General features: G+C 73.5%; 18 protein-coding genes. 6 read left to right on the top strand and 12 right to left on the bottom strand.

Going from position 1 to position 17,255, the window contains the following annotated elements:
* Window positions 1-37 precede the first annotated feature (37 nt).
* From ACIO9K_RS06430 to ACIO9K_RS06420, 3 genes are all read right to left on the bottom strand, one after another.
* Window positions 38-607: a GNAT family N-acetyltransferase gene (locus ACIO9K_RS06430; RefSeq protein ID WP_363581434.1), complete on the bottom strand. Its 570-nt coding sequence runs from the start codon at window positions 605-607 to the stop codon at window positions 38-40.
* Between the two features lie 138 nt (window positions 608-745).
* Window positions 746-1,168, bottom strand: a complete 423-nt coding sequence (locus ACIO9K_RS06425) for a DUF350 domain-containing protein (RefSeq protein WP_400327416.1) — start codon at window positions 1,166-1,168, stop codon at window positions 746-748.
* Window positions 1,169-1,289: 121 nt separating this feature from the next.
* Window positions 1,290-1,778, bottom strand: coding sequence for an LURP-one-related family protein (locus ACIO9K_RS06420; RefSeq protein WP_363581438.1), 489 nt, complete (start codon window positions 1,776-1,778; stop codon window positions 1,290-1,292).
* A gap of 91 nt (window positions 1,779-1,869) precedes the next feature.
* Between ACIO9K_RS06420 and ACIO9K_RS06415 the strand changes: the two genes are divergently transcribed.
* Window positions 1,870-2,379, top strand: a complete 510-nt coding sequence (locus ACIO9K_RS06415) for a GNAT family N-acetyltransferase (protein WP_363621203.1) — start codon at window positions 1,870-1,872, stop codon at window positions 2,377-2,379.
* 39 nt (window positions 2,380-2,418) lie between these two features.
* Here ACIO9K_RS06415 and ACIO9K_RS06410 read toward each other — a convergent pair whose 3' ends face one another.
* Window positions 2,419-2,673 (bottom strand): hypothetical protein, encoded by a 255-nt coding sequence (locus ACIO9K_RS06410; RefSeq protein WP_363581442.1) that lies wholly within the window; start codon window positions 2,671-2,673, stop codon window positions 2,419-2,421.
* A gap of 123 nt (window positions 2,674-2,796) precedes the next feature.
* Here ACIO9K_RS06410 and ACIO9K_RS06405 point away from each other — a divergent pair, with 123 nt between their 5' ends.
* Complete coding sequence (locus ACIO9K_RS06405) at window positions 2,797-4,626, top strand: NHL domain-containing thioredoxin family protein (protein WP_400327413.1); 1,830 nt, start codon at window positions 2,797-2,799, stop codon at window positions 4,624-4,626.
* Window positions 4,627-4,692: 66 nt separating this feature from the next.
* Here the strand turns inward: ACIO9K_RS06405 and ACIO9K_RS06400 are convergent, their stop codons facing one another.
* Together ACIO9K_RS06400 and ACIO9K_RS06395 are read right to left on the bottom strand one after the other, a co-directional pair.
* A complete protein-coding gene (locus ACIO9K_RS06400) occupies window positions 4,693-6,003 on the bottom strand; it encodes a M18 family aminopeptidase (RefSeq protein ID WP_063348358.1) in 1,311 nt (436 codons plus the stop codon).
* Window positions 6,004-6,402: 399 nt separating this feature from the next.
* Window positions 6,403-8,232, bottom strand: coding sequence for an acyl-CoA dehydrogenase (locus ACIO9K_RS06395; RefSeq protein WP_363621184.1), 1,830 nt, complete (start codon window positions 8,230-8,232; stop codon window positions 6,403-6,405).
* Window positions 8,233-8,446: 214 nt separating this feature from the next.
* Between ACIO9K_RS06395 and ACIO9K_RS06390 the strand changes: the two genes are divergently transcribed.
* Both ACIO9K_RS06390 and ACIO9K_RS06385 read left to right on the top strand, forming a co-directional pair.
* On the top strand, window positions 8,447-8,950 hold the full coding sequence (locus tag ACIO9K_RS06390; RefSeq protein WP_063348360.1) for an SseB family protein: 504 nt from the start codon (window positions 8,447-8,449) through the stop codon (window positions 8,948-8,950).
* Window positions 8,951-9,076: 126 nt separating this feature from the next.
* The gene (locus ACIO9K_RS06385; protein ID WP_400327410.1) at window positions 9,077-10,027 is read left to right on the top strand and encodes a pirin family protein; all 951 of its coding nucleotides are present in this window, start codon (window positions 9,077-9,079) and stop codon (window positions 10,025-10,027) included.
* Between the two features lie 104 nt (window positions 10,028-10,131).
* Here ACIO9K_RS06385 and ACIO9K_RS06380 read toward each other — a convergent pair whose 3' ends face one another.
* The 3 genes from ACIO9K_RS06380 to ACIO9K_RS06370 form a co-directional block, all read right to left on the bottom strand.
* Complete coding sequence (locus tag ACIO9K_RS06380) at window positions 10,132-10,953, bottom strand: integrase (protein WP_363621181.1); 822 nt, start codon at window positions 10,951-10,953, stop codon at window positions 10,132-10,134.
* Window positions 10,954-11,309: 356 nt separating this feature from the next.
* Window positions 11,310-11,930 (bottom strand): TIGR03086 family metal-binding protein, encoded by a 621-nt coding sequence (locus tag ACIO9K_RS06375; RefSeq protein WP_363581454.1) that lies wholly within the window; start codon window positions 11,928-11,930, stop codon window positions 11,310-11,312.
* Window positions 11,927-12,793, bottom strand: a complete 867-nt coding sequence (locus ACIO9K_RS06370; RefSeq protein WP_400327407.1) for an alpha/beta hydrolase — start codon at window positions 12,791-12,793, stop codon at window positions 11,927-11,929. Before ACIO9K_RS06370 ends, ACIO9K_RS06375 begins: the two co-directional genes overlap by 4 nt.
* A gap of 175 nt (window positions 12,794-12,968) precedes the next feature.
* On the opposite strand from ACIO9K_RS06370, the gene ACIO9K_RS06365 reads away from it, so the two are divergent.
* Window positions 12,969-13,610, top strand: coding sequence for a TetR/AcrR family transcriptional regulator (locus ACIO9K_RS06365; RefSeq protein ID WP_400327405.1), 642 nt, complete (start codon window positions 12,969-12,971; stop codon window positions 13,608-13,610).
* Between the two features lie 7 nt (window positions 13,611-13,617).
* On the opposite strand, the gene ACIO9K_RS06360 is transcribed toward ACIO9K_RS06365, so the two are convergent.
* Window positions 13,618-14,946 carry an amidase gene (locus tag ACIO9K_RS06360; RefSeq protein WP_363621177.1) on the bottom strand — a complete coding sequence of 443 codons (1,329 nt, stop codon included), beginning with the start codon at window positions 14,944-14,946 and terminating at the stop codon, window positions 13,618-13,620.
* Between the two features lie 39 nt (window positions 14,947-14,985).
* Window positions 14,986-15,216, bottom strand: a complete 231-nt coding sequence (locus ACIO9K_RS06355) for a hypothetical protein (protein WP_400327403.1) — start codon at window positions 15,214-15,216, stop codon at window positions 14,986-14,988.
* Between the two features lie 208 nt (window positions 15,217-15,424).
* On the opposite strand from ACIO9K_RS06355, the gene ACIO9K_RS06350 reads away from it, so the two are divergent.
* On the top strand, window positions 15,425-16,393 hold the full coding sequence (locus ACIO9K_RS06350) for an LAETG motif-containing sortase-dependent surface protein (protein WP_363621175.1): 969 nt from the start codon (window positions 15,425-15,427) through the stop codon (window positions 16,391-16,393).
* A 104-nt stretch (window positions 16,394-16,497) separates the two neighbouring features.
* Here ACIO9K_RS06350 and ACIO9K_RS06345 read toward each other — a convergent pair whose 3' ends face one another.
* Window positions 16,498-17,136: an ATP-binding protein gene (locus ACIO9K_RS06345; protein WP_363621130.1), complete on the bottom strand. Its 639-nt coding sequence runs from the start codon at window positions 17,134-17,136 to the stop codon at window positions 16,498-16,500.
* Between the last annotated feature and the right edge of the window lie 119 nt (window positions 17,137-17,255).

Below are 17,255 nucleotides of genomic sequence, written 5' to 3'. Positions count from 1 at the left end.
GACGGGTCGCCGCCACCGGCCGCCCGCGGGGAGCCGGCTACTCCCTCGGGGCGGCGAAGCAGTGGACCACGACCGTGCGGTCGGCGGCCCACTGCTGTTCGCCGCTGCCGAGCCAGGTCCAGCCGAGGCGGCGGTAGCAGGCGTTCGCCGGGGCCGCGGTGGCGAGGACGTCGAGGACGGGGTGGAGGCCGAGCGCCCGCGCGTGCGCCACGGCGGACGCCACCAGCTGTGCGCCGATCCGGTGGCCGCGTGCCGTGGGGGCGACGTAGAGCCGGCCGATCACGGCGGTGAGTTCCGGGCGGCCGCCGGTGCGGCGGCTCCACAGACCGGGGGCGACGTCGCCGGGGGCACTGCGGGAGAGGCCCACGTGGCCGGCCGGGCGGCCGTCCAGTTCGGCGACCCAGGCGGCGAGCAGGCCCCCGGGGGTGAGCCAGGCGGCGGGGCGGTCGGGCCAGTCGGCGGGGTAGCCGTCGGTGGCGTGGACGTCGCCGAGCACCCGGACGCAGTCGGCGAGGTCGGTGACGCGGCGCCGTCGGACGGACACCCCTGCCCCGGCCTGCCGCGAGCCGGACGCGACGACGTTGGCGCGTTCTTCAAGGTCAGCCATGCCGGTACGTTACCGGCCGGGCCCCACCGCCGCAGCAGGTCGGCGACCCCGGCCGGATCCTCGCCGCCACCGCCGGCCGTCGGCCGACGCTCCATCAGCCGAACGCGGCCGGGCGCGCCCAGGCGCTCGGGCGGGCCGTCAGGCGATCGCGGCCGACACCACCGCCGCGACCGCGATGTTGCAGCTGGCCGAGACCCAGACCGCCGGGTGCGGCTCCGGCTCGACCAGGATCGCGCCGAGCCTGCCGGGCGTCAGCAGGTCCACCGCCCAGAAGGCGACGGCCATCAGCACCAGCCCGAGCAGGCCGTAGCAGGCGGTCGAGACCAGGCCCTTGGCGAAGTCCGCGTAGGTGTACATGATCGCGGTGAAGACGATGCCGCCGATGCCGAGCAGCGCGGAGCTGAGCAGCACGGCGGCGTTGCGGTTGCGCTCGACCCAGATCTGGTGGCCGAGCCTGCCGGGCGTCAACAGGTCCACCAGGCCGACGCCGAGGAGCAGCAGCACCACCCCGAGGGCTCCGTAGGCCGCTGCCGCGCCGAGCCCGTGCAGGATGTCGTCCATCGTGGTCCCAGCCCCCGGTCCGCTCGCCGATCCCCGACCGGCCTGGTCAAGGGTTGGCAAAGATACCCCACCGGGGCGGGCGGCGGACCGGGGAAGCAGGACCCCTGACGTCAGTGGGGGATCAGTGCTCCTCGTGCACCAGGTGGTCGACGCAGGCGGCGATCGCGAGCAGCAGGCCGGTGTCGGCGCCGTCGGCGATCTCCACGCCGTAGGTGTCCCGGATCCGGAACCACTTGCGGGAGATCCGGGCGAGGTCGTCGCCGTGGTGGTTCTCGATCCGGTAGTCCTTGTCGATCAGGTTGCCGTGGATCTTCAGCTCGCCGCCGGACGCCAGCTCCACCAGGTACTTGTCGCGGAACGGGGTGAACAGCTTCTCCCGGACGGTCGCGATCACCTCGCCGTCGGCGTCCTCGATCTTCATCGCGTCGCGGACGGTGAACGCCTTCTCCTTCACCACCGCGACCACCCGCCCGTGCGCGTCCTTCAGCTCGAAGGTGTGCCGCAGCCGCAACACCTTGCCGTCCACCAGGTACGCCTTGTGACCCCGGTCGTCCTCGATCCAGTAGTCGTCTCCGACCGCGAACAGCTTCTCCCTGACCAGGTACCGCACAGCGGCCTCCTCCGTGTCGACGTGACCCCCATTCGACCCGATCCCCCCACCCGCCGGGAAGCACCGCCACACACGGGCGTTCAATGGCGGCATGCGTCCCGACCCCGCCGCCCCGCTGCACAGCGAGCGCCTCGACCTCCTCCCGATCGGCCCCGAGCACGCCGAGGAGCTGGCCGCCGCCCTCGCCGACCCCGCCCTGCACGCCTTCACCGGCGGCTCCCCGGCCACCGCCGACGACCTGCGCGTCCGCTACGCCCGGCTCGCCGCCGGCTCCCCCGACCCCGCCGAGACCTGGGGCAACTGGGCGCTGCGGCTGCGCGCCGACGGCCGCCTCACCGGCTACGTCCAGACCACCGTCCGCCCCGGGGCCGCCGAGCTCGCCTGGGTGGTCGGCACCCCCTGGCAGGGCCGCGGCCTGGCCACCGAGGCCGCCCGCGCCCTGCTCTCCCACCTCGCCGCCACCGGCGTCAGCACCGTCACCGCCCACATCCACCCCGACCACCACGCCTCCGCCGCCGTCGCCCGGGCCCTCGGCCTCACCCCCACCGGCGAGCAGCAGGACGGCGAGACCCGCTGGCAGGCGGAGCTCCCCCGGCCCTGACCCGGCCCTGACCCGGACCCGGACCCGGCCCTGACGCCCTCAGTCCTCCTCGCCCGGCGCCGGATGCGGGTTGATGGCCTGCCCGTCGATCGGCTGCCCCCAGTCGTCGTCGCCCTCGGCCCCCACGCAGTACCCGGAGCCCTCCACCCACCCCCCGGCGTCCTGGCACTGCTCCGCGGTGACGTCACGCGGACCGGGCCGGGCGGCCGCCGCCGAAGCGGCGCCGGCACCGGTGGCGAGCAGGACAGCGGTCGCGACCGTCAGGGCCGACCGGAGCAGGGGTGAGGTGATCATGCGGCCAACGACAGCACGACCCCCGGCCCCCACCCCGCCGACACGCCCACCACCCCCGACCGCGCCCCCACCACGACCGCCGCCCCGGAATGCCGCCCGACCACGATGCGGTTGGATACAGGCATGGCATCTCGTGCACGTGTACGCGCCCCCGAGCTGGTCGGGGCAGGCGGTTGGCTGAACACCGGTGGCAAGGAGCTGACGCTCGCCGACTTCCGGGGCAAGATCACCGTCCTGGACTTCTGGACGTTCTGCTGCATCAACTGTCTGCACGTCCTGGACGAGCTGCGGGAGTTGGAGGAGAAGCACCGGGACACCGTGGTGATCGTCGGGGTGCACTCGCCGAAGTTCGTGCACGAGGCGGACCACCAGGCCGTGGTGGACGCGGTCGCCCGGTACGAGGTGCACCACCCGGTGCTGGACGATCCGGCGCTGGCGACGTGGAAGCAGTACGCCGTGCGGGCCTGGCCGACGCTGGTGGTGATCGACCCGGAGGGGTACGTGGTCGCCCAGCACGCGGGCGAGGGCCACGCGCACGCGATCGCGCGGCTGGTGGAGGAGTTGGAGGCCGAGCACGCGGCGAAGGGCACGCTGCGCCGCGGCGACGGCCCGTACGTGGCGCCGGAGCCGACCGCGGGGGACCTCAAGTTCCCGGGCAAGGCGGTCCGGCTGCCCGACGGGCACTTCCTGGTCGCCGACTCCGGCCACCACTCGCTGGTGGAGCTGGCCGAGGACGGCGAGACGGTGGTCCGCCGGATCGGCGACGGGCAGCGCGGCCTGGTGGACGGCACCAGCCCCCGGTTCAGCGAGCCGCAGGGGCTGGCGCTGCTGCCGGCGGGCTCGGACTACGACGTGATCGTGGCCGACACCGTCAACCACGCGCTGCGCGGGGTGCGGCTGGCGGACGGCTCCGTGACCACGCTGGCGGGCACCGGCCGCCAGTGGTGGCAGGGTTCGGCGACCGAGGGCCCGGCCCGCGAGGTGGACCTCTCCTCGCCCTGGGACGTCGCCTGGTTCGACGGCCGGGTGTGGATCGCGATGGCCGGCGTGCACCAGCTGTGGGCGTACGACCCGGCCGCCGGCACGGTCGGCGTCGCGGCCGGCACCACCAACGAGGGCCTGGTGGACGGGCCCGTCGGCGAGGCCTGGTTCGCCCAGCCGTCCGGTCTGGCGGTCTCGGCGGACGGCGAGCGGCTGTGGGTGGCCGACTCGGAGACCTCCTCGATCCGTTGGCTCAGCCGATCGGAGGGGGCACGTGGAACCGGGACGGTCCACACCGCCGTCGGCACCGGCCTCTTCGACTTCGGCCACCGGGACGGCCCGGCCGCTCAGGCGCTGCTCCAGCACCCGCTGGGCGTCACCGTGCTGCCGGACGGCTCGGTGGCGATCAGCGACACCTACAACCACGCGCTGCGCCGCTTCGACCCGGCGAGCGGCGAGGTCACCACGCTGGCCACCGACCTGCGCGAGCCGTCCGGCGCGGTCCTGGTGGACGGGGACATCGTGGTCGTCGAGTCGGCCCGGCACCGGCTGACCAGGCTGCGGCTGCCGGAGGAGGCGGTGCGGGTCGAGTCGGTCGCGCACCGCACCCGGCGGGCGGCCACCGAGGTCGCGCCGGGCGCGCTCCGGCTGGACGTGGTGTTCTCGGCGCCGAGCGGCCAGAAGCTGGACGAGCGGTACGGCCCGTCCACCCGGCTGCTGGTCAGCGCGACCCCGCCCGAGCTGCTGGTCTCCGGAGCGGGCGCGGACAGCGACCTGTCGCGCGAGCTGGTCCTCTCCGAGGAGGTCGCCGAGGGCGTGCTGCACGTCTCGGCGATGGCCGCGTCCTGCGACGACGATCCGGAGATCGAGTTCCCGGCCTGCCACGTGCACCAGCAGGACTGGGGCGTGCCGGTGAAGCTGGTCGCCGACGGCGCGCGCCGGCTGCCGCTGGTGCTCGCCGGCCTGGAGTAGCCCGTCCGGCGCGGAAGGGGCCCGGCGGAGCGTACTCCGCCGGGCCCCTTCGCCGTTGAGGGGGGATCAGCCCTCCAGGAACGCCTTGATCGCGCTGGCCAGCAGGTACGGGTCCTCGGCGCCGCACAGTTCGCGCGCCGAGTGCATGGACAGCGCCGCGATGCCGCAGTCCACCGTCTTGATGCCGAGGCGCGCCGCGGTGATCGGGCCGATGGTGGTGCCGCAGGGCATCGCGTTGTTGGACACGAAGGACTGCCACGGCACGCCGGCCTTCTCGCAGGCGGCCGCGAACACCGCCCGGCCGACGCCGTCGGTCGCGTAGCGGTTGTTGACGTTGACCTTGAGGATCGGCCCGCCGTTCGGCAGCGGGTGGTGGCCCGGCTCGTGCCGCTCGGCGTAGTTCGGGTGGACGGCGTGGCCCATGTCCGAGGAGAGGCAGATCGTCCCGGCCAGCGCCCGGGCGCGGTCCTCCGGGGTGCCGCCGCGCGCGTGGACGGTGCGGTCGAGGACGTTGCCGAGCAGCGGGCTCTGCGCGCCGGTGTCCGACTCGCTGCCGGTCTCCTCGTGGTCGAAGGCGGCCAGCACCGGGATGTACGGCAGGTCGGCGGCGCCCTCGGCAGAGGCGACGGCGGCCAGCGCGGCGGTGGCGGCGTGGACGGACAGCAGGTTGTCCAGGCGCGGGCCGGCCAGCAGCTCGCGGTCGCGGCCCAGGTAGGCGGCCGGCTGGACGTCGTGCGTCATCAGGTCCCAGCCGGCCACGTCGGCGGCGTCCACGCCCGCACGCTCGGCGACGTACGAGATCAGCGAGCCCTCGTCGACCGGGCCGAGGCCCCAGATCGGGGTGAGGTGGCGCTGCTTGTCGAGCTTCATGCCGTCGTTGACCTGGCGGTCCAGGTGGATCGCGAGCTGCGGCACCCGCAGCAGCGGCTCGTCCAGCTGGACGAGCCGCGAGCTGCCGTCCTTCAGCGCGAGGCGGCCGGAGAGCCCGAGGTCACGGTCCAGCCAGGTGTTCAGCGGGACACCGCCGTAGATCTCCACGGCGACCTGGCGCCAGCCGGCCGAGCCGGTGTCCGGCACCGGCTTGACCCGCAGGTTCGGCGAGTCGGTGTGGGTACCGACCACCCGGAACGGGGTCTCGGGGCGGGCGCTCTCCGGCAGGTACCAGGCGATCAGGGCGCCGCCCCGGATCAGGTAACGGCCGCCGGCGGCGCCGTCCCAGACGTCGGTCTCGGCGACCTGCCGGAAGCCTGCCTTCTCCAGCCGCTCGGCGGCGCTCGCGACCGCGTGGTACGGGGACGGCGAGGTGCCGAGGAACGCGATCAGATCGTCGCTGTGCGTCCGGTCGAAGAATGCCTGGCGGGCGGCGGCGGTCGACATACTGCTCCTGAGTCGAGGGAGGGCTGAAGCCGGATGGGGAGTCGGCTTCGCACCTTGAGCATATGCCCGTACACGGACAGGGAATTCGGAACCTCCCAACGGATGCAGAACGAGGACACAACCGTGAAGTGACGCCGTGCCGAACTCCGTACACCCAGAGATCCGCGCCGGTCGCGGACGGTCATCGCCATGCCCGGCCCGGCGCCTGAGGCCCCCGAACAACGGGTGCGAAACGGGCGAACTCGGCGACGGGTGCGGTGCGGACGGGCCGCAACGCCGAAGGGCCCGGCGGGAGCCGGGCCCTTCGACGTGAGGGTGCTGTCAGGCGGTCGGAGAGGTGTCACGCCCCTCGCGGCGCCCCTGGGGGCACCGCGGCGGGTGACGGGTGGGGCGAGGGCCTCAGAAGGCCTCCTCCGCCAGGTCCATGATCTCGTTGTCGATGCCCTCGGCGATCAACCGCTGCGGGGCGACGGTCGGCAGGACGTTCTTGGCGAAGAAGCGGGCCGCCGCGACCTTGCCCTGGTAGAACGGGACGTCCTTCTCCGAGGCGCCGGCCTCCAGCTTGGCCAGCGCCACCGCGGCCTGACGCAGCAGCAGCCAGCCGACGACGACGTCGCCGGAGACGAGCAGCAGGCGGGTGGTGTTGAGGCCCACCTTGTACATGTTCTTGACGTCCTGCTCGACCGAGGTGAGGTCGGCCAGCAGCTTGCCCACGATGGCGTCCAGGTCGCCGACGGCCTTGGCGAGCAGCTCGCGCTCGGCGGCCAGGGCGTCGCCGCCCTCGGCCGCGCCGAGGAACTTCTGGATCTGCTCGGACAGCGCGGTGAGCGCCTGGCCGCCGTCCTTGACGATCTTGCGGAAGAAGAAGTCCTGGCCCTGGATCGCGGTGGTGCCCTCGTAGAGGGTGTCGATCTTGGCGTCCCGGATGTACTGCTCGATCGGGTACTCCTGCAGGTAGCCGGAGCCACCGAAGGTCTGCAGGGACTGGGCGAGCTGCTCGTAGGACTTCTCGGAGCCGTAGCCCTTGACGATCGGCAGCAGCAGGTCGTTGAGGCGCTCGGCGGCCTCGTCGCGCTCGCCGCGCAGGCCGGCGGCCACCATGTCGTCCTGGACGGACGCGGTGAACAGGACCAGCGCGCGCATGCCCTCGGCGTAGGCCTTCTGGGTGAGCAGCGAGCGGCGCACGTCCGGGTGGTGGGTGATGGTGACGCGCGGGGCGGTCTTGTCCAGGAACTGCGAGATGTCGGCGCCCTGCACGCGCTCCTTGGCGTACTCCAGGGCGTTCAGGTAGCCGGTGGAGAGGGTGGCGATGGCCTTCGTGCCGACCATCATCCGGGCGAACTCGATGATCTTGAACATCTGGCGGATGCCGTCGACCTTCTCGCCGAGCAGCCAGCCCTTGGCCGGGTGCTTGGCGCCGAAGGTCATCTCGCAGGTGTTCGAGGCCTTGAGGCCCATCTTGTGCTCGACGTTGGTGGCGTAGGCGCCGTTGCGCTCGCCCAGCTCGCCCGTCTCCCAGTCGAAGTCGAACTTGGGGACGATGTACAGGCCCAGGCCCTTGGTGCCGGGCTTGCCGCCCTCGGGGCGGGCCAGCACCAGGTGGATGATGTTCTCGGACATGTCGTGCTCGCCCGAGGTGATGAAGCGCTTCACACCCTCGATGTGCCAGGAGCCGTCCTCCTGCTTGATCGCCTTGGTGCGGCCGGCGCCCACGTCCGAGCCCGCGTCGGGCTCGGTGAGGACCATGGTGGCGCCCCAGAGGCGGTCGGTCATCCGCTGGGCGACCTTCTTCTGCTCCTCGGTGCCCTCGTCGTGGACGACGCCCGCGAAGGCGGGGCCGGAGGAGTACATCCAGATGGCCGGGTTGGAGCCCAGGACCTGCTCGGCGTAGGCCCAGATCAGGGAGGACGGGGTGACCTGGCCGCCGATCGCCTCCGGGATGCCCAGACGCCACCACTCGGCGTCCATGTAGGTCTGGTAGCTCTTCCTGAAGGCGGCCGGGACCGGCGCGGTGTTGGTCTCGGGGTCGAAGACCGGCGGGTTGCGGTCGGTGTCGGTGAAGGACGCGGCGAGGTCGTTCTCGGCGAGGCGCGAGATCTCGCTCAGGATGTTCTTCGCGGTCTCGACGTCCATGTCCGCGAACGGTCCGGAGCCGTAGACCTGCTCGCGACCGAACACCTCGAAGAGGTTGAACTCCACGTCCCGCAGGTTGGACTTGTAGTGACCCATGGCCGTTTTCTCCGGTTCGTCGCTTCCGGGAGACCGCCGCGTTCGGGCGCCCCGTACCCACCAGTACGCATCATGATGCTACCCAGCGGTAACTTGGGCAAGCCCCTGGCGGTGAATCCGCTATGAACGTGGTCACGTCCCACAAGTCGGGACGACCAGTCCTTGTCAGGATCGACGCCCGCACGGGCGGGTGCGCTCCCGATAGCCTGTCCGTGTGTACGGATATGACCAGAACGCATACCCGGGCGACCCCTACCAGCAGCAGGCGGGTCCGCAGCCGGGCATGAACGGCATGCCCGGCCCCGACGCCTACGGCGCGCAGTCGCAGGCGTCCCAGCAGTCCCTCTACCCCGAGCCCTCGCCGCCGTCGCTGGCGGACGCCGTCCGGGCGTTCACCACGGGCTCGATGGCGGTCGAGGACTTCCAGGCCATCTTCATCACCTCGAAGGTGCACTGCCCGCGCGGCGAGCGGCCCGGCTTCCTGGCGCTGCACAACACGCCGACGCCGGTGATCCCGATGTTCAGCTCGCTGAAGGAGCTGCGCCGCTACGCCGGCAAGGACTCCAAGCACTTCACCGTCACCGGCGCCGAGGTCCTGGACCTGCTGCCGACCGGCTACGGCTTCGCGCTGGACATGGAAGGCGAGCACCGGATGGTGTTCGACGCCAAGGCGGTCGAGCAGATGGTCGACTTCACCATGCGCCGCATGTACGGCTGACCCATCCTGGAGGAGGAGCCCCGCGCTCCTTCGTCACCATATGGTTCAACTTTCAACTTGCTTGTTGTTGAGAATTGAACTAACCTCGTGGACGTAGGCCAGAGGAACCCCCCGAAGGAGGCCGACATGCCCGCCGTGACCGTCGACAACCCGCTGACCCTGCCGCGCGTCGCCACCCCTGACCCCGCCGCCACCAGCGCCCGGCCGGTCCTCACCGTCGCGACCGCACCCGAGGGCTTCGAAGGCGAGGGCTTCCCGGTCCGCCGCGCCTTCGCCAAGATCAACACCAAGTACCTCGACCCGTTCATCATGATGGACCAGATGGGCGAGGTGGAGTACGCCGCCGGCGAGCCCAAGGGCACGCCCTGGCACCCGCACCGCGGCTTCGAGACGGTCACCTACCTGATCGACGGCGAGTTCATCCACAAGGACTCGCACGGCGGCGGCGGCCACCTCGGCGGCGGCGACACCCAGTGGATGACGGCCGGCTCGGGCATCCTGCACATCGAGACCCCGCCGGAGTCGCTGGTGGCCACCGGCGGCCTGTTCCACGGCATCCAGCTGTGGGTCAACCTCCCGGCCTCCGACAAGATGGCCGCCCCGCGCTACCAGGACATCCACGGCGGCCACGTCAAGCTGCTCTCCACCCCGGACGGCGGCGCGGTCCTGCGGCTGATCGCGGGCGAGCTGGACGGCCACCGGGGCCCGGGCGTCACCCACACGCCGATAACCCTGCTGCACGCCAGCATCACCCCGGGCGCGCAGGTCACCCTGCCGTGGCGGCCGGACTTCAACGCGCTCGCCTACGTCCTCAACGGCGACGGCACCGTCGGCGCCGAGGGCCGCCCGGTCCACACCGGGCAGGCGGCCGTGTTCGGCGAGGGCGACACCATCACCATCACCGCCGACCCCAAGCAGGACTCCCGCCACCCCAACCTGGACGTGATCCTGCTCGGCGGGCAGCCGATCCGCGAACCGGTCGCCTGGTACGGGCCGTTCGTGATGAACAGCCACCGCGAACTGGAGCAGGCCATGCGGGACTTCCAGTCCGGCCGGTTCGGCCACCCGATCGACTGACGGCACCATCCCGGGCGGCCGCACCGCCCTCGGTGACGGCACCAGCTCGGTGACGGCACCAGCTCGGTGACCGCACCGCCCCCGACGCCTCTGCCGTCTACGCGCTACAGCAGCGCGTAGACGGCAGAGGCGTCGTCGTGCGCCTTGCCTCGCGGCCAGCGCTCGCAGGCGGCGTCCGCCCGCTCGACCTCGCGGACCTGCGCGATCAGTTCGCCCGGACCGGACTCGGCGAGCAGCCGCAGCACGTCCGCCCAACTCCCCAGCCCGAAGCGCTCGGTGAAGCGCGAGGCGCCGTCGGTGAGCGCGGCCAGCGCGTGCAGCCGCTCCAGCCGGACGAAGCCGGTCTCCGCGTGCCCGGCCGCCTTCGGGCTGGCCGCGGCGATCCACGGACCGTTGCCCCGGTTGCGGGCGGACCGGACGGCCAGCGCGTACTCCAGGTGCAGCGCGGCCCGCTCGGCCGAGCCGGGGACGGTCGCCCAGACCTGCCGGCGCAGTTCCTCCCCAGCGGGGAAGCGCTGGTTGTCCCCGATCACCTTCGGCGGGCCGTCCTTGTACTCCAGCACCAGCAGCGAGTCGCCGAGCACCAGGTACTCCAGCGACTCGCCGTGCCGGCGGGCCGCCACCACCATGGCCGCGGGGGTGTTGGGGTGGCCCAGGTCGCAGCGGCCGCCGTGCAGCGCGGCCGTCTCCACGATGGCGTCGGCCAGGCACTCGGCGATCGAGCGGTCCACCCGGTCGGTGAGCCGGGCGAGCAGGTGCACGCCCAACCGGCGGACGTACCAGGCGGTTCCGTGCCGGCACCCGGACTCCAGGCCGGCCGGCGAACTCGCACCGTCCAGCAGTACCAGCGCCTCCGGCGAGGCCGCCGCGAAGTCCTCGCTCTCGCGGTCCGGCCGCCGTGCTTCCCCTGCGAGCTGTAGCTGCATCCCGACAGTGTGGCCGCCGCCCCCGGCCCGCGCCCAGACCCCTGCGCCGGTGTGGCGCGGGCCGGTCCCCGCCGCCCGGTGGCAGCCGGGGCAATCCGGTTATACCGTCGAATAGCGACCGGACAATTCGGCCAATCAGGGCCTGTCAGGTTTGGGATCACCTTCGGGTGTCCGGGCGGCCCGGGACTGACGAGGAGCAGGAGATGTTCTGGGAGTTCATCGTGCTAGTGGCCGCCTCGACCGGCTTTCCGACCGCCGCGCTGCTCTTCCTGATCGGCGGGCCGCGCTTCCCCGACGAACAGCGCGGCGGCCGGCACGCCTGACGCCAGGCCGGCGCCCGCCCGCACCCGAAAGCTTCAGGCCTTCCAGGCCGGGTCCCGCCCGAGCAGGGCCAGCGCGCGGTCGAACCGGCCGCCCGCCGCACCCGGTTCGAGGCGCGGCGCGAACGCCTTGCCCGGCACCCGGTTCTCCGGCGCGGCCGGGACGGCCCCGGCGACCGCCAGCAGGGTCGCCGCCAGCGCCTCGTCTCCGTCCACGACGGCGGTGAACGGGGCCTGGACACCGAGCGCGGCCGCGACGTCCCAGCCGTGCACCAGGGTGTCGAGCAGGTGGAAGCCGACCGCGTGCGCCAGCGGGAAGGGGCCGCCGTGCTGGATCTCCGGCAGCCAGACCTCGCGCCCGGCCGCCACGGCCTCGCGGAACGCCTCGGTGAGCTCGGCGCCCGTGCGGCGGAAGGCGCCCGCCGGGTCGTCGCCGACCGGGGCGTCGGCCCAGAGCGCGAGGTCGGGCCCGGCGCCGCGGGCGGCCGCGGCGAAGCCCTGGTGCTGGCCGACGATGTGCTCCATCAGCCGGCGCAGCGTCCAGCCCGCGCACGGGCTCGGCAGCTCCAGCTGGTCCGACCGCAGGCCGTCCACCACTTCGGCGGCCAACTCCAGGGACCGGGCGTGCAGTTCGACGAGCTCTCCGGCACGGCTCATGCGGCGCTGACCTCCTGACCGGCCGACAGGAAGCCGATCGCGTTGTCGATGACGGTGGGCTCGGCGACGATCCGGCGGTGGCCGAGCCCTCGGGTGACCAGTAGTTCCAGCCGGTCACCGTACGCGGCTTTCAGGCGCCGCGCGTGCGATATTCCGACCACGTCGTCGCCCTCGTCGTGCGCCACCAGGATCGGCGGCGACACCTCCTCGGGCCGGTGCGCGGCGTCGAAGCGCCGCCACGGGTCCTCGGTGCCGGCGAACAGCTCGTGCTCGATCCGGTGCCGCAGGTCCCGCTCGATCACCGGGCCGAGGCCGAGCCCGGCGCAGAACGCGCCCGGCAGGTAGGCGAATTCGCTGACCCCGGCGAGCGCGACCAGCCGCCCGGCCCGGACTCCCTCGCGCAGCGCCAGGAACGCCCCGGCCACGCCGAGCGAGTGCGCCACGATCGCCTCGAACCCGCCGTAGCTGTCCTGGAGTTGCCCGGCGATGGCACGGTACTCCAGCACCGTGGTGGCCCGGCCGCCGGAGTCGCCGTGGCCCGGCGCGTCGAAGGCGACCGGGCTCAGCCCGAGCGCGCGCAGCCGGGGCACGTAGGGGGCGAAGCGCGAGGCGCGGGAGCGCCAGCCGTGCATCAGCAGCACCGGCCGGGTGCCGTCGCCCCAGCGGTAGACGACGACGTCCTTGCCGTTCACGGTGATCCGCTCGACGGTGGCCTGCCGGTGGGTCTCCCGCTCGGCGGGGCGGACGGCGCTGCGCCGCAGCGGACGCTGGAACAGCTCGTACGCGGCGCGGCCGGCCAGCCGGGGCGCCAGGTGCGAGGTGGTGTTGAGGGCGGTGCGAACCAGTGCGAGGGCCGGGTCCATGCGGTCTCCCTGTCGGTGCGGACGGGCGTGCCGGGGTGCGGGGGCCGTGCTGGGCTCGGATATTAGCACGACCGTTCGTGCAGTTTTATGGGCGAGGAGTCCGCCGCCCACCCCCGGGCTACCCTGGCGGCACGCACCGCGACGGCGACGGCGACGACGAGAACTGAGGTGGCCGATGGCCGGATCGACCACGGACGGACGGGTCCTGCGCGGTGAGGAGACCCGCCGGGCGGTGCTGCACCGCGCCGTCGCGATCGCCTCCGTCGAAGGCCTCGGCGCGCTCTCCATCGGTCGCCTCGCCACCGACCTCGGGCTCAGCAAGAGCGGCGTGTTCGCCGGCTTCGGCTCCAAGGAGGAGCTCCAGCTCGCCACCGTCCGCGCCGCCCGCCGCATCTTCGCCGACGCCGTCGTCGCCCCGGTCGCCGACACCCCGCCCGGCCTCGCCCGGGCCCGCGCCCTCTGCGAGAGCTGGCTCGCCTACTCCCGGGCCCGGGTCTTCCCCGGCGGCTGCTTCTTCTACGAGGTCACCGCCGAGTTCGACGCCCGCCCCGGCGCCGTCCGGGACGCCCTCGCCGACTGCGCCCGCGAGTGGCGCCAGGTGATCGCCGACGCCCTCGCCGAGGCCCGCGCCACCGGCGGCCTGCGGCCCGGCACCGACCTCGACGACCTCGCCTTCGCCCTGATCGCCCTCCTGGAGACGGCCAACTCCCAGGCCGTGCTGCACGACGAGGACACCCCCTACCAGCGGGCCGGCCGCCTCCTGCTACGCCTGCTGCGCGCCGAGGCCACCGACCCGGCCGACCCGGCGCTCACCTAGCAGGCTCCTAGGCTTTTCCGCCCAGCGCCCCTTCCAGGAAAGCCGCCTGGGCCAGCAGCCGCTCGTCGCCGCCCGCCGCGCCGACCACCTGGAGGCCCAGCGGCAACCCCTCCGCCGTCCGCCCGGCCGGCAGGCTCAACGCGGGCAGGCCCAGGTAGCTCCACGGCAGCGACATCACCGGGTCCCCGGTGGTGTGCAGGCCCTCCGGCGCCCCGCCGGTCGCCGACGGCGCCAGCCACAGGTCCACTCCGGCCTCGGCGGTCGCCCGGGCGACCCGCTCGCGCAACCGCTCCCGGGCCTGGAGCGCGGCCGCCCGGTCCTCTGCCGCGACGCCCTGGCCGACCCGGATGCTCGCCGCCGTCTCCGGCCGGTACAGGCCGCCGAACCGGGCGAACCAGTCGGCGTGGCCGCGGGCCAGCTCGAAGCGGTTGATCGTCTGCAACTGCCGGGTGATCCCGGCGAAGTCCGGGAACAGCGGCACCCGGCGCACCGTCAGGCCGGCCTGCGCCAGGCGCTCCAGGCTCTCCTCGAAGGCGCGCAGCGCCGCCGGCTCGGCCCGCTCCAGGTACGCGCCGTCCGGGACCCCGAGCACCGGCCGGCCCCCGGCCGCCGGCCCGCCCCGCCAGTCGTCGCCCCGCCAGTCGTCGCAGAGCAGTGCGGCCGCCAGGGCCGCCCCGGCCAGGTCGGCCGTGAACACCCCCAGGGTGTCGAAGCTCGGCGCGTTCGGGATCACCCCGGCCGTCGGGATCCGCCCGTACGTGGGTCGGAAGCCCACCACCCCGCAGTACGCGGCGGGCCGGATCACCGATCCCACCGTCTGGGTGCCGACCGCCAGCGGCACCAGCCCCGCCGCGACCGCCGCCGCCGACCCGCTGCTGGAGCCGCCCGGGGTGTGCCCGGGATGGTGCGGGTTGCGGGTCGGTCCCGGCGCGCTCGCCGCGAACTCGGCGGTCACCGTCTTGCCGGCGACCAGCGCCCCGGCCGCCCGCAGCCGGTCCACCACCACGGCCTGCGGCCCCGCCAGGACTCCAGGCGGCAGCGCCGAACCGCCGTGCGTGGGCAGCCCGTCCACGTGCACGATGTCCTTGACCCCCACCGTCACCCCGTACAGCGGCGGCCGCCCGGCCGGCTCGGGGTACCGCGCGGCCAGCGCCCGCGCCTGCGCGCGCAGCCGCTCGTGCCGCCCCGGCTCCGGGACGAACGCGTGGATCAGCGGATCCACCCGCTCGACCAGCCCGCAGAACCGGTCGACGTGCTCGGACAGGCCCGGTGCGCCGGACCGCAGCCCGGCGGCCTCACGGGTCAACGACCGTGGCCGGGCGAGGGGTTGCTCCATGCCGATCACGGTAGACCACCCGTTGACGCACTAGCCGCACTACTGGTGTTCGGCCGACAGGTACGGCGTCTCGCGCAGGTAGTACGCCCCGCAGGTGTGGCAGCACAGCTCCGGTGTCTTGCCCCAGTCCACCGGCTCCCGCACCTGCGCGCCCGGGTCGAGCTCCCGGCCGCACATCGCCACGCTCTCCACCCCCCGGACCATGTGCCACAACCGCACCCCGTTGGTCGCACCCCCGGCCCCGTACTCGGCTCGCATCTGGTGCTTCATGCGGCCATCGTCCGGCCCTCCGGCCACCCCGGCAACCGGTGGCCGAACAGGCGTGCTGGGCAGCATCGATCACTTAGCGCCAAATCCGATCGAAACCAGCCATCCGCAACCGGTAGGGTTCGCGGGCGCGACCAGCGCCGACGGCCCTGCCGGAGGCCTCAAGTCGCCCGAAATCAACCCCATTTACCCCAATCTGGAGCTTCTCAACGTGCGCTCTTCTCGCCTTCTGGCCGCGTCCGCGCTGATGGCGCTCTCCTTCGGCACCACGGTCGGCGCCGTCAGCGCGAGCGCGGTCGGAGTCCCCTCCTCCCCGCCCCCCACCTCCACCACGGCCACCCCGAGCGCCCCCGCGCCGAGCACCCCGGCCCCGAGCACCACCCCGAGCGCCCCCGCCACGGCGACTCCGAGCACCACCCCCAGCCACACCGCGACGGCCACCCCCACCAACCGGCCGTCCACCCTGCCGATGCCGACCCCGACCAACAGCATGCGATGCCACGGCGGCGTCTACCAGAGCCCGCTGCTCAAGGTCACCGGCTCCGGCCTGTACGGCACCACCCTGGTCAAGGGCGGACCGGCCGCCGAGCTGAGCGTGACCTGGCAGAACAACAGCGGCGTCGATCTGCCCGTCGTCCACAACTCGCTCTACGTCACCGACGAGTTCGACGGGGACTACCCCGTCCAGTGGAGCACCGAGTTCTTCGACGTGCAGCTGAACACCGGCTCCGGCTGGAAGCCCGCAAAGCTCGACGACCGCGACCTCCAGTCGCCGGACATCAAGCTGGCCAAGGGCGAGAAGATCACCTACCAGGTCCGGATCGCCGCCACCGCCAAGGCCCCGGTCGGGAACTACGGCGCCAACTACGACGCCGGCTCCGACGCGTTCGACAACGACAAGGTGCCCACCCCGGCCAACGACAAGCCGAACGCCTGCACCCAGTTCTACAACCCCTTCGAGGGCAAGTTCCGGGTCGCCGAGGCCGGTGGCGCCAGCAGCACCCCCGCGGCCGCCGGCCACGGTTCGGCCTCCGCCTCGCCGTCGGCGGGCCCGCACCTGGCCGAGACCGGTGCCGACTCCAACACCCTGCCGATCGCCCTCGGCGGCGCCGCCGTCCTGGCGGCCGGCGCCGGCACCGTGTTCGTCCTGCGCCGCCGCAAGGCCGGCGCGCACAGCTGACCCCTGCACCCGGGTGAACGCCGGGGGCGCGGACCGCGGTCCGCGCCCCCGGCGTTCGTCGTATCAGTTCGTCGTCATCGGTTCGTCGTCATCGGTTCGCCGTGTCAGGACGCTGCCCGCAACAAGGCGCCGTCCTGCCACTTGAGGATCTTGTCGAAGCTCACGATGGCGCCCCGGAGCGGGTGGTTGCGGAGCTGGACGTGGTCGGTGAGGGCGTGGATGAGGAAGAGGCCCCGGCCGGATTCGGCGGTGAGGTCCGGGAGGGTGTCGAGGTCCACGGGCCGCAGCGTGGGCGCCGTGGGGCGGGCGGGGAGGACGTGGGTGTCGTAGGGGTGGCCGTCGCGCCGGGGCTGGTGGCCGGTGAGGACGCGGGCCGGGACGGTGGCGCGGCCGCGGCGGGGGCGGCGGTGCGCGGCCGGGCGGGGCGGCGGCGGGGGGACGGGGCGGCGGCGCAGCGCCGGGGCGGGGGTGCCGACGGGGCCGGGCAGGCCGGGGCCGGAGTCGGTGACCTCGATCCGCAGGCGGTCGCCGCTGATCGAGGCGGTGACCTGGAAGCCGCCGTCGGGCCGCCCGCAGGCGCCGTGCTCGACGGCGTTGGCGCAGGCCTCGCTGAGGGCGACGCCGAGGTCGTGGGCGATCTGCGGGTCGACGCCCGCCGTCGCCATGGCACCGAGCAGGATGCGCCGGGCCAGCGGGACGCTGGCCGGGTCGCGCTTGAGGTGCAGAGTCCACCAGATGTCCACGGGAGGTCCCTCCTGGCTGCGGCTCCACATACAACTAGGTATCTCCGGGCGATTCGGCGGTGAACCGTGCCCGGGGCCCGCTGCCGCCCGTTCGGCGGATGGACTGAGGCCGTGGATTG

Source organism: Kitasatospora sp. NPDC087271 (assembly GCF_044744605.1).
Taxonomy (GTDB): Bacteria; Actinomycetota; Actinomycetes; order Streptomycetales; family Streptomycetaceae; genus Kitasatospora.
This window is presented reverse-complemented; position numbering and strand designations above follow the sequence as displayed.

Excerpts from the sequence above, each read along its gene's own strand:
- ACIO9K_RS06430 (WP_363581434.1), bottom strand. The coding sequence starts at position 607 with ATGGCTGACCTTGAAGAACGCGCCAACGTCGTCGCGTCCGGCTCGCGG.
- ACIO9K_RS06425 (WP_400327416.1), bottom strand. The coding sequence starts at position 1,168 with ATGGACGACATCCTGCACGGGCTCGGCGCGGCAGCGGCCTACGGAGCC.
- ACIO9K_RS06415 (WP_363621203.1), top strand. The coding sequence starts at position 1,870 with ATGCGTCCCGACCCCGCCGCCCCGCTGCACAGCGAGCGCCTCGACCTC.
- ACIO9K_RS06410 (WP_363581442.1), bottom strand. The coding sequence starts at position 2,673 with ATGATCACCTCACCCCTGCTCCGGTCGGCCCTGACGGTCGCGACCGCT.
- ACIO9K_RS06405 (WP_400327413.1), top strand. The coding sequence starts at position 2,797 with ATGGCATCTCGTGCACGTGTACGCGCCCCCGAGCTGGTCGGGGCAGGC.
- ACIO9K_RS06400 (WP_063348358.1), bottom strand. The coding sequence starts at position 6,003 with ATGTCGACCGCCGCCGCCCGCCAGGCATTCTTCGACCGGACGCACAGC.
- ACIO9K_RS06395 (WP_363621184.1), bottom strand. The coding sequence starts at position 8,232 with ATGGGTCACTACAAGTCCAACCTGCGGGACGTGGAGTTCAACCTCTTC.
- ACIO9K_RS06385 (WP_400327410.1), top strand. The coding sequence starts at position 9,077 with ATGCCCGCCGTGACCGTCGACAACCCGCTGACCCTGCCGCGCGTCGCC.
- ACIO9K_RS06380 (WP_363621181.1), bottom strand. The coding sequence starts at position 10,953 with ATGCAGCTACAGCTCGCAGGGGAAGCACGGCGGCCGGACCGCGAGAGC.
- ACIO9K_RS06375 (WP_363581454.1), bottom strand. The coding sequence starts at position 11,930 with ATGAGCCGTGCCGGAGAGCTCGTCGAACTGCACGCCCGGTCCCTGGAG.
- ACIO9K_RS06370 (WP_400327407.1), bottom strand. The coding sequence starts at position 12,793 with ATGGACCCGGCCCTCGCACTGGTTCGCACCGCCCTCAACACCACCTCG.
- ACIO9K_RS06365 (WP_400327405.1), top strand. The coding sequence starts at position 12,969 with ATGGCCGGATCGACCACGGACGGACGGGTCCTGCGCGGTGAGGAGACC.
- ACIO9K_RS06360 (WP_363621177.1), bottom strand. The coding sequence starts at position 14,946 with ATGGAGCAACCCCTCGCCCGGCCACGGTCGTTGACCCGTGAGGCCGCC.
- ACIO9K_RS06355 (WP_400327403.1), bottom strand. The coding sequence starts at position 15,216 with ATGAAGCACCAGATGCGAGCCGAGTACGGGGCCGGGGGTGCGACCAAC.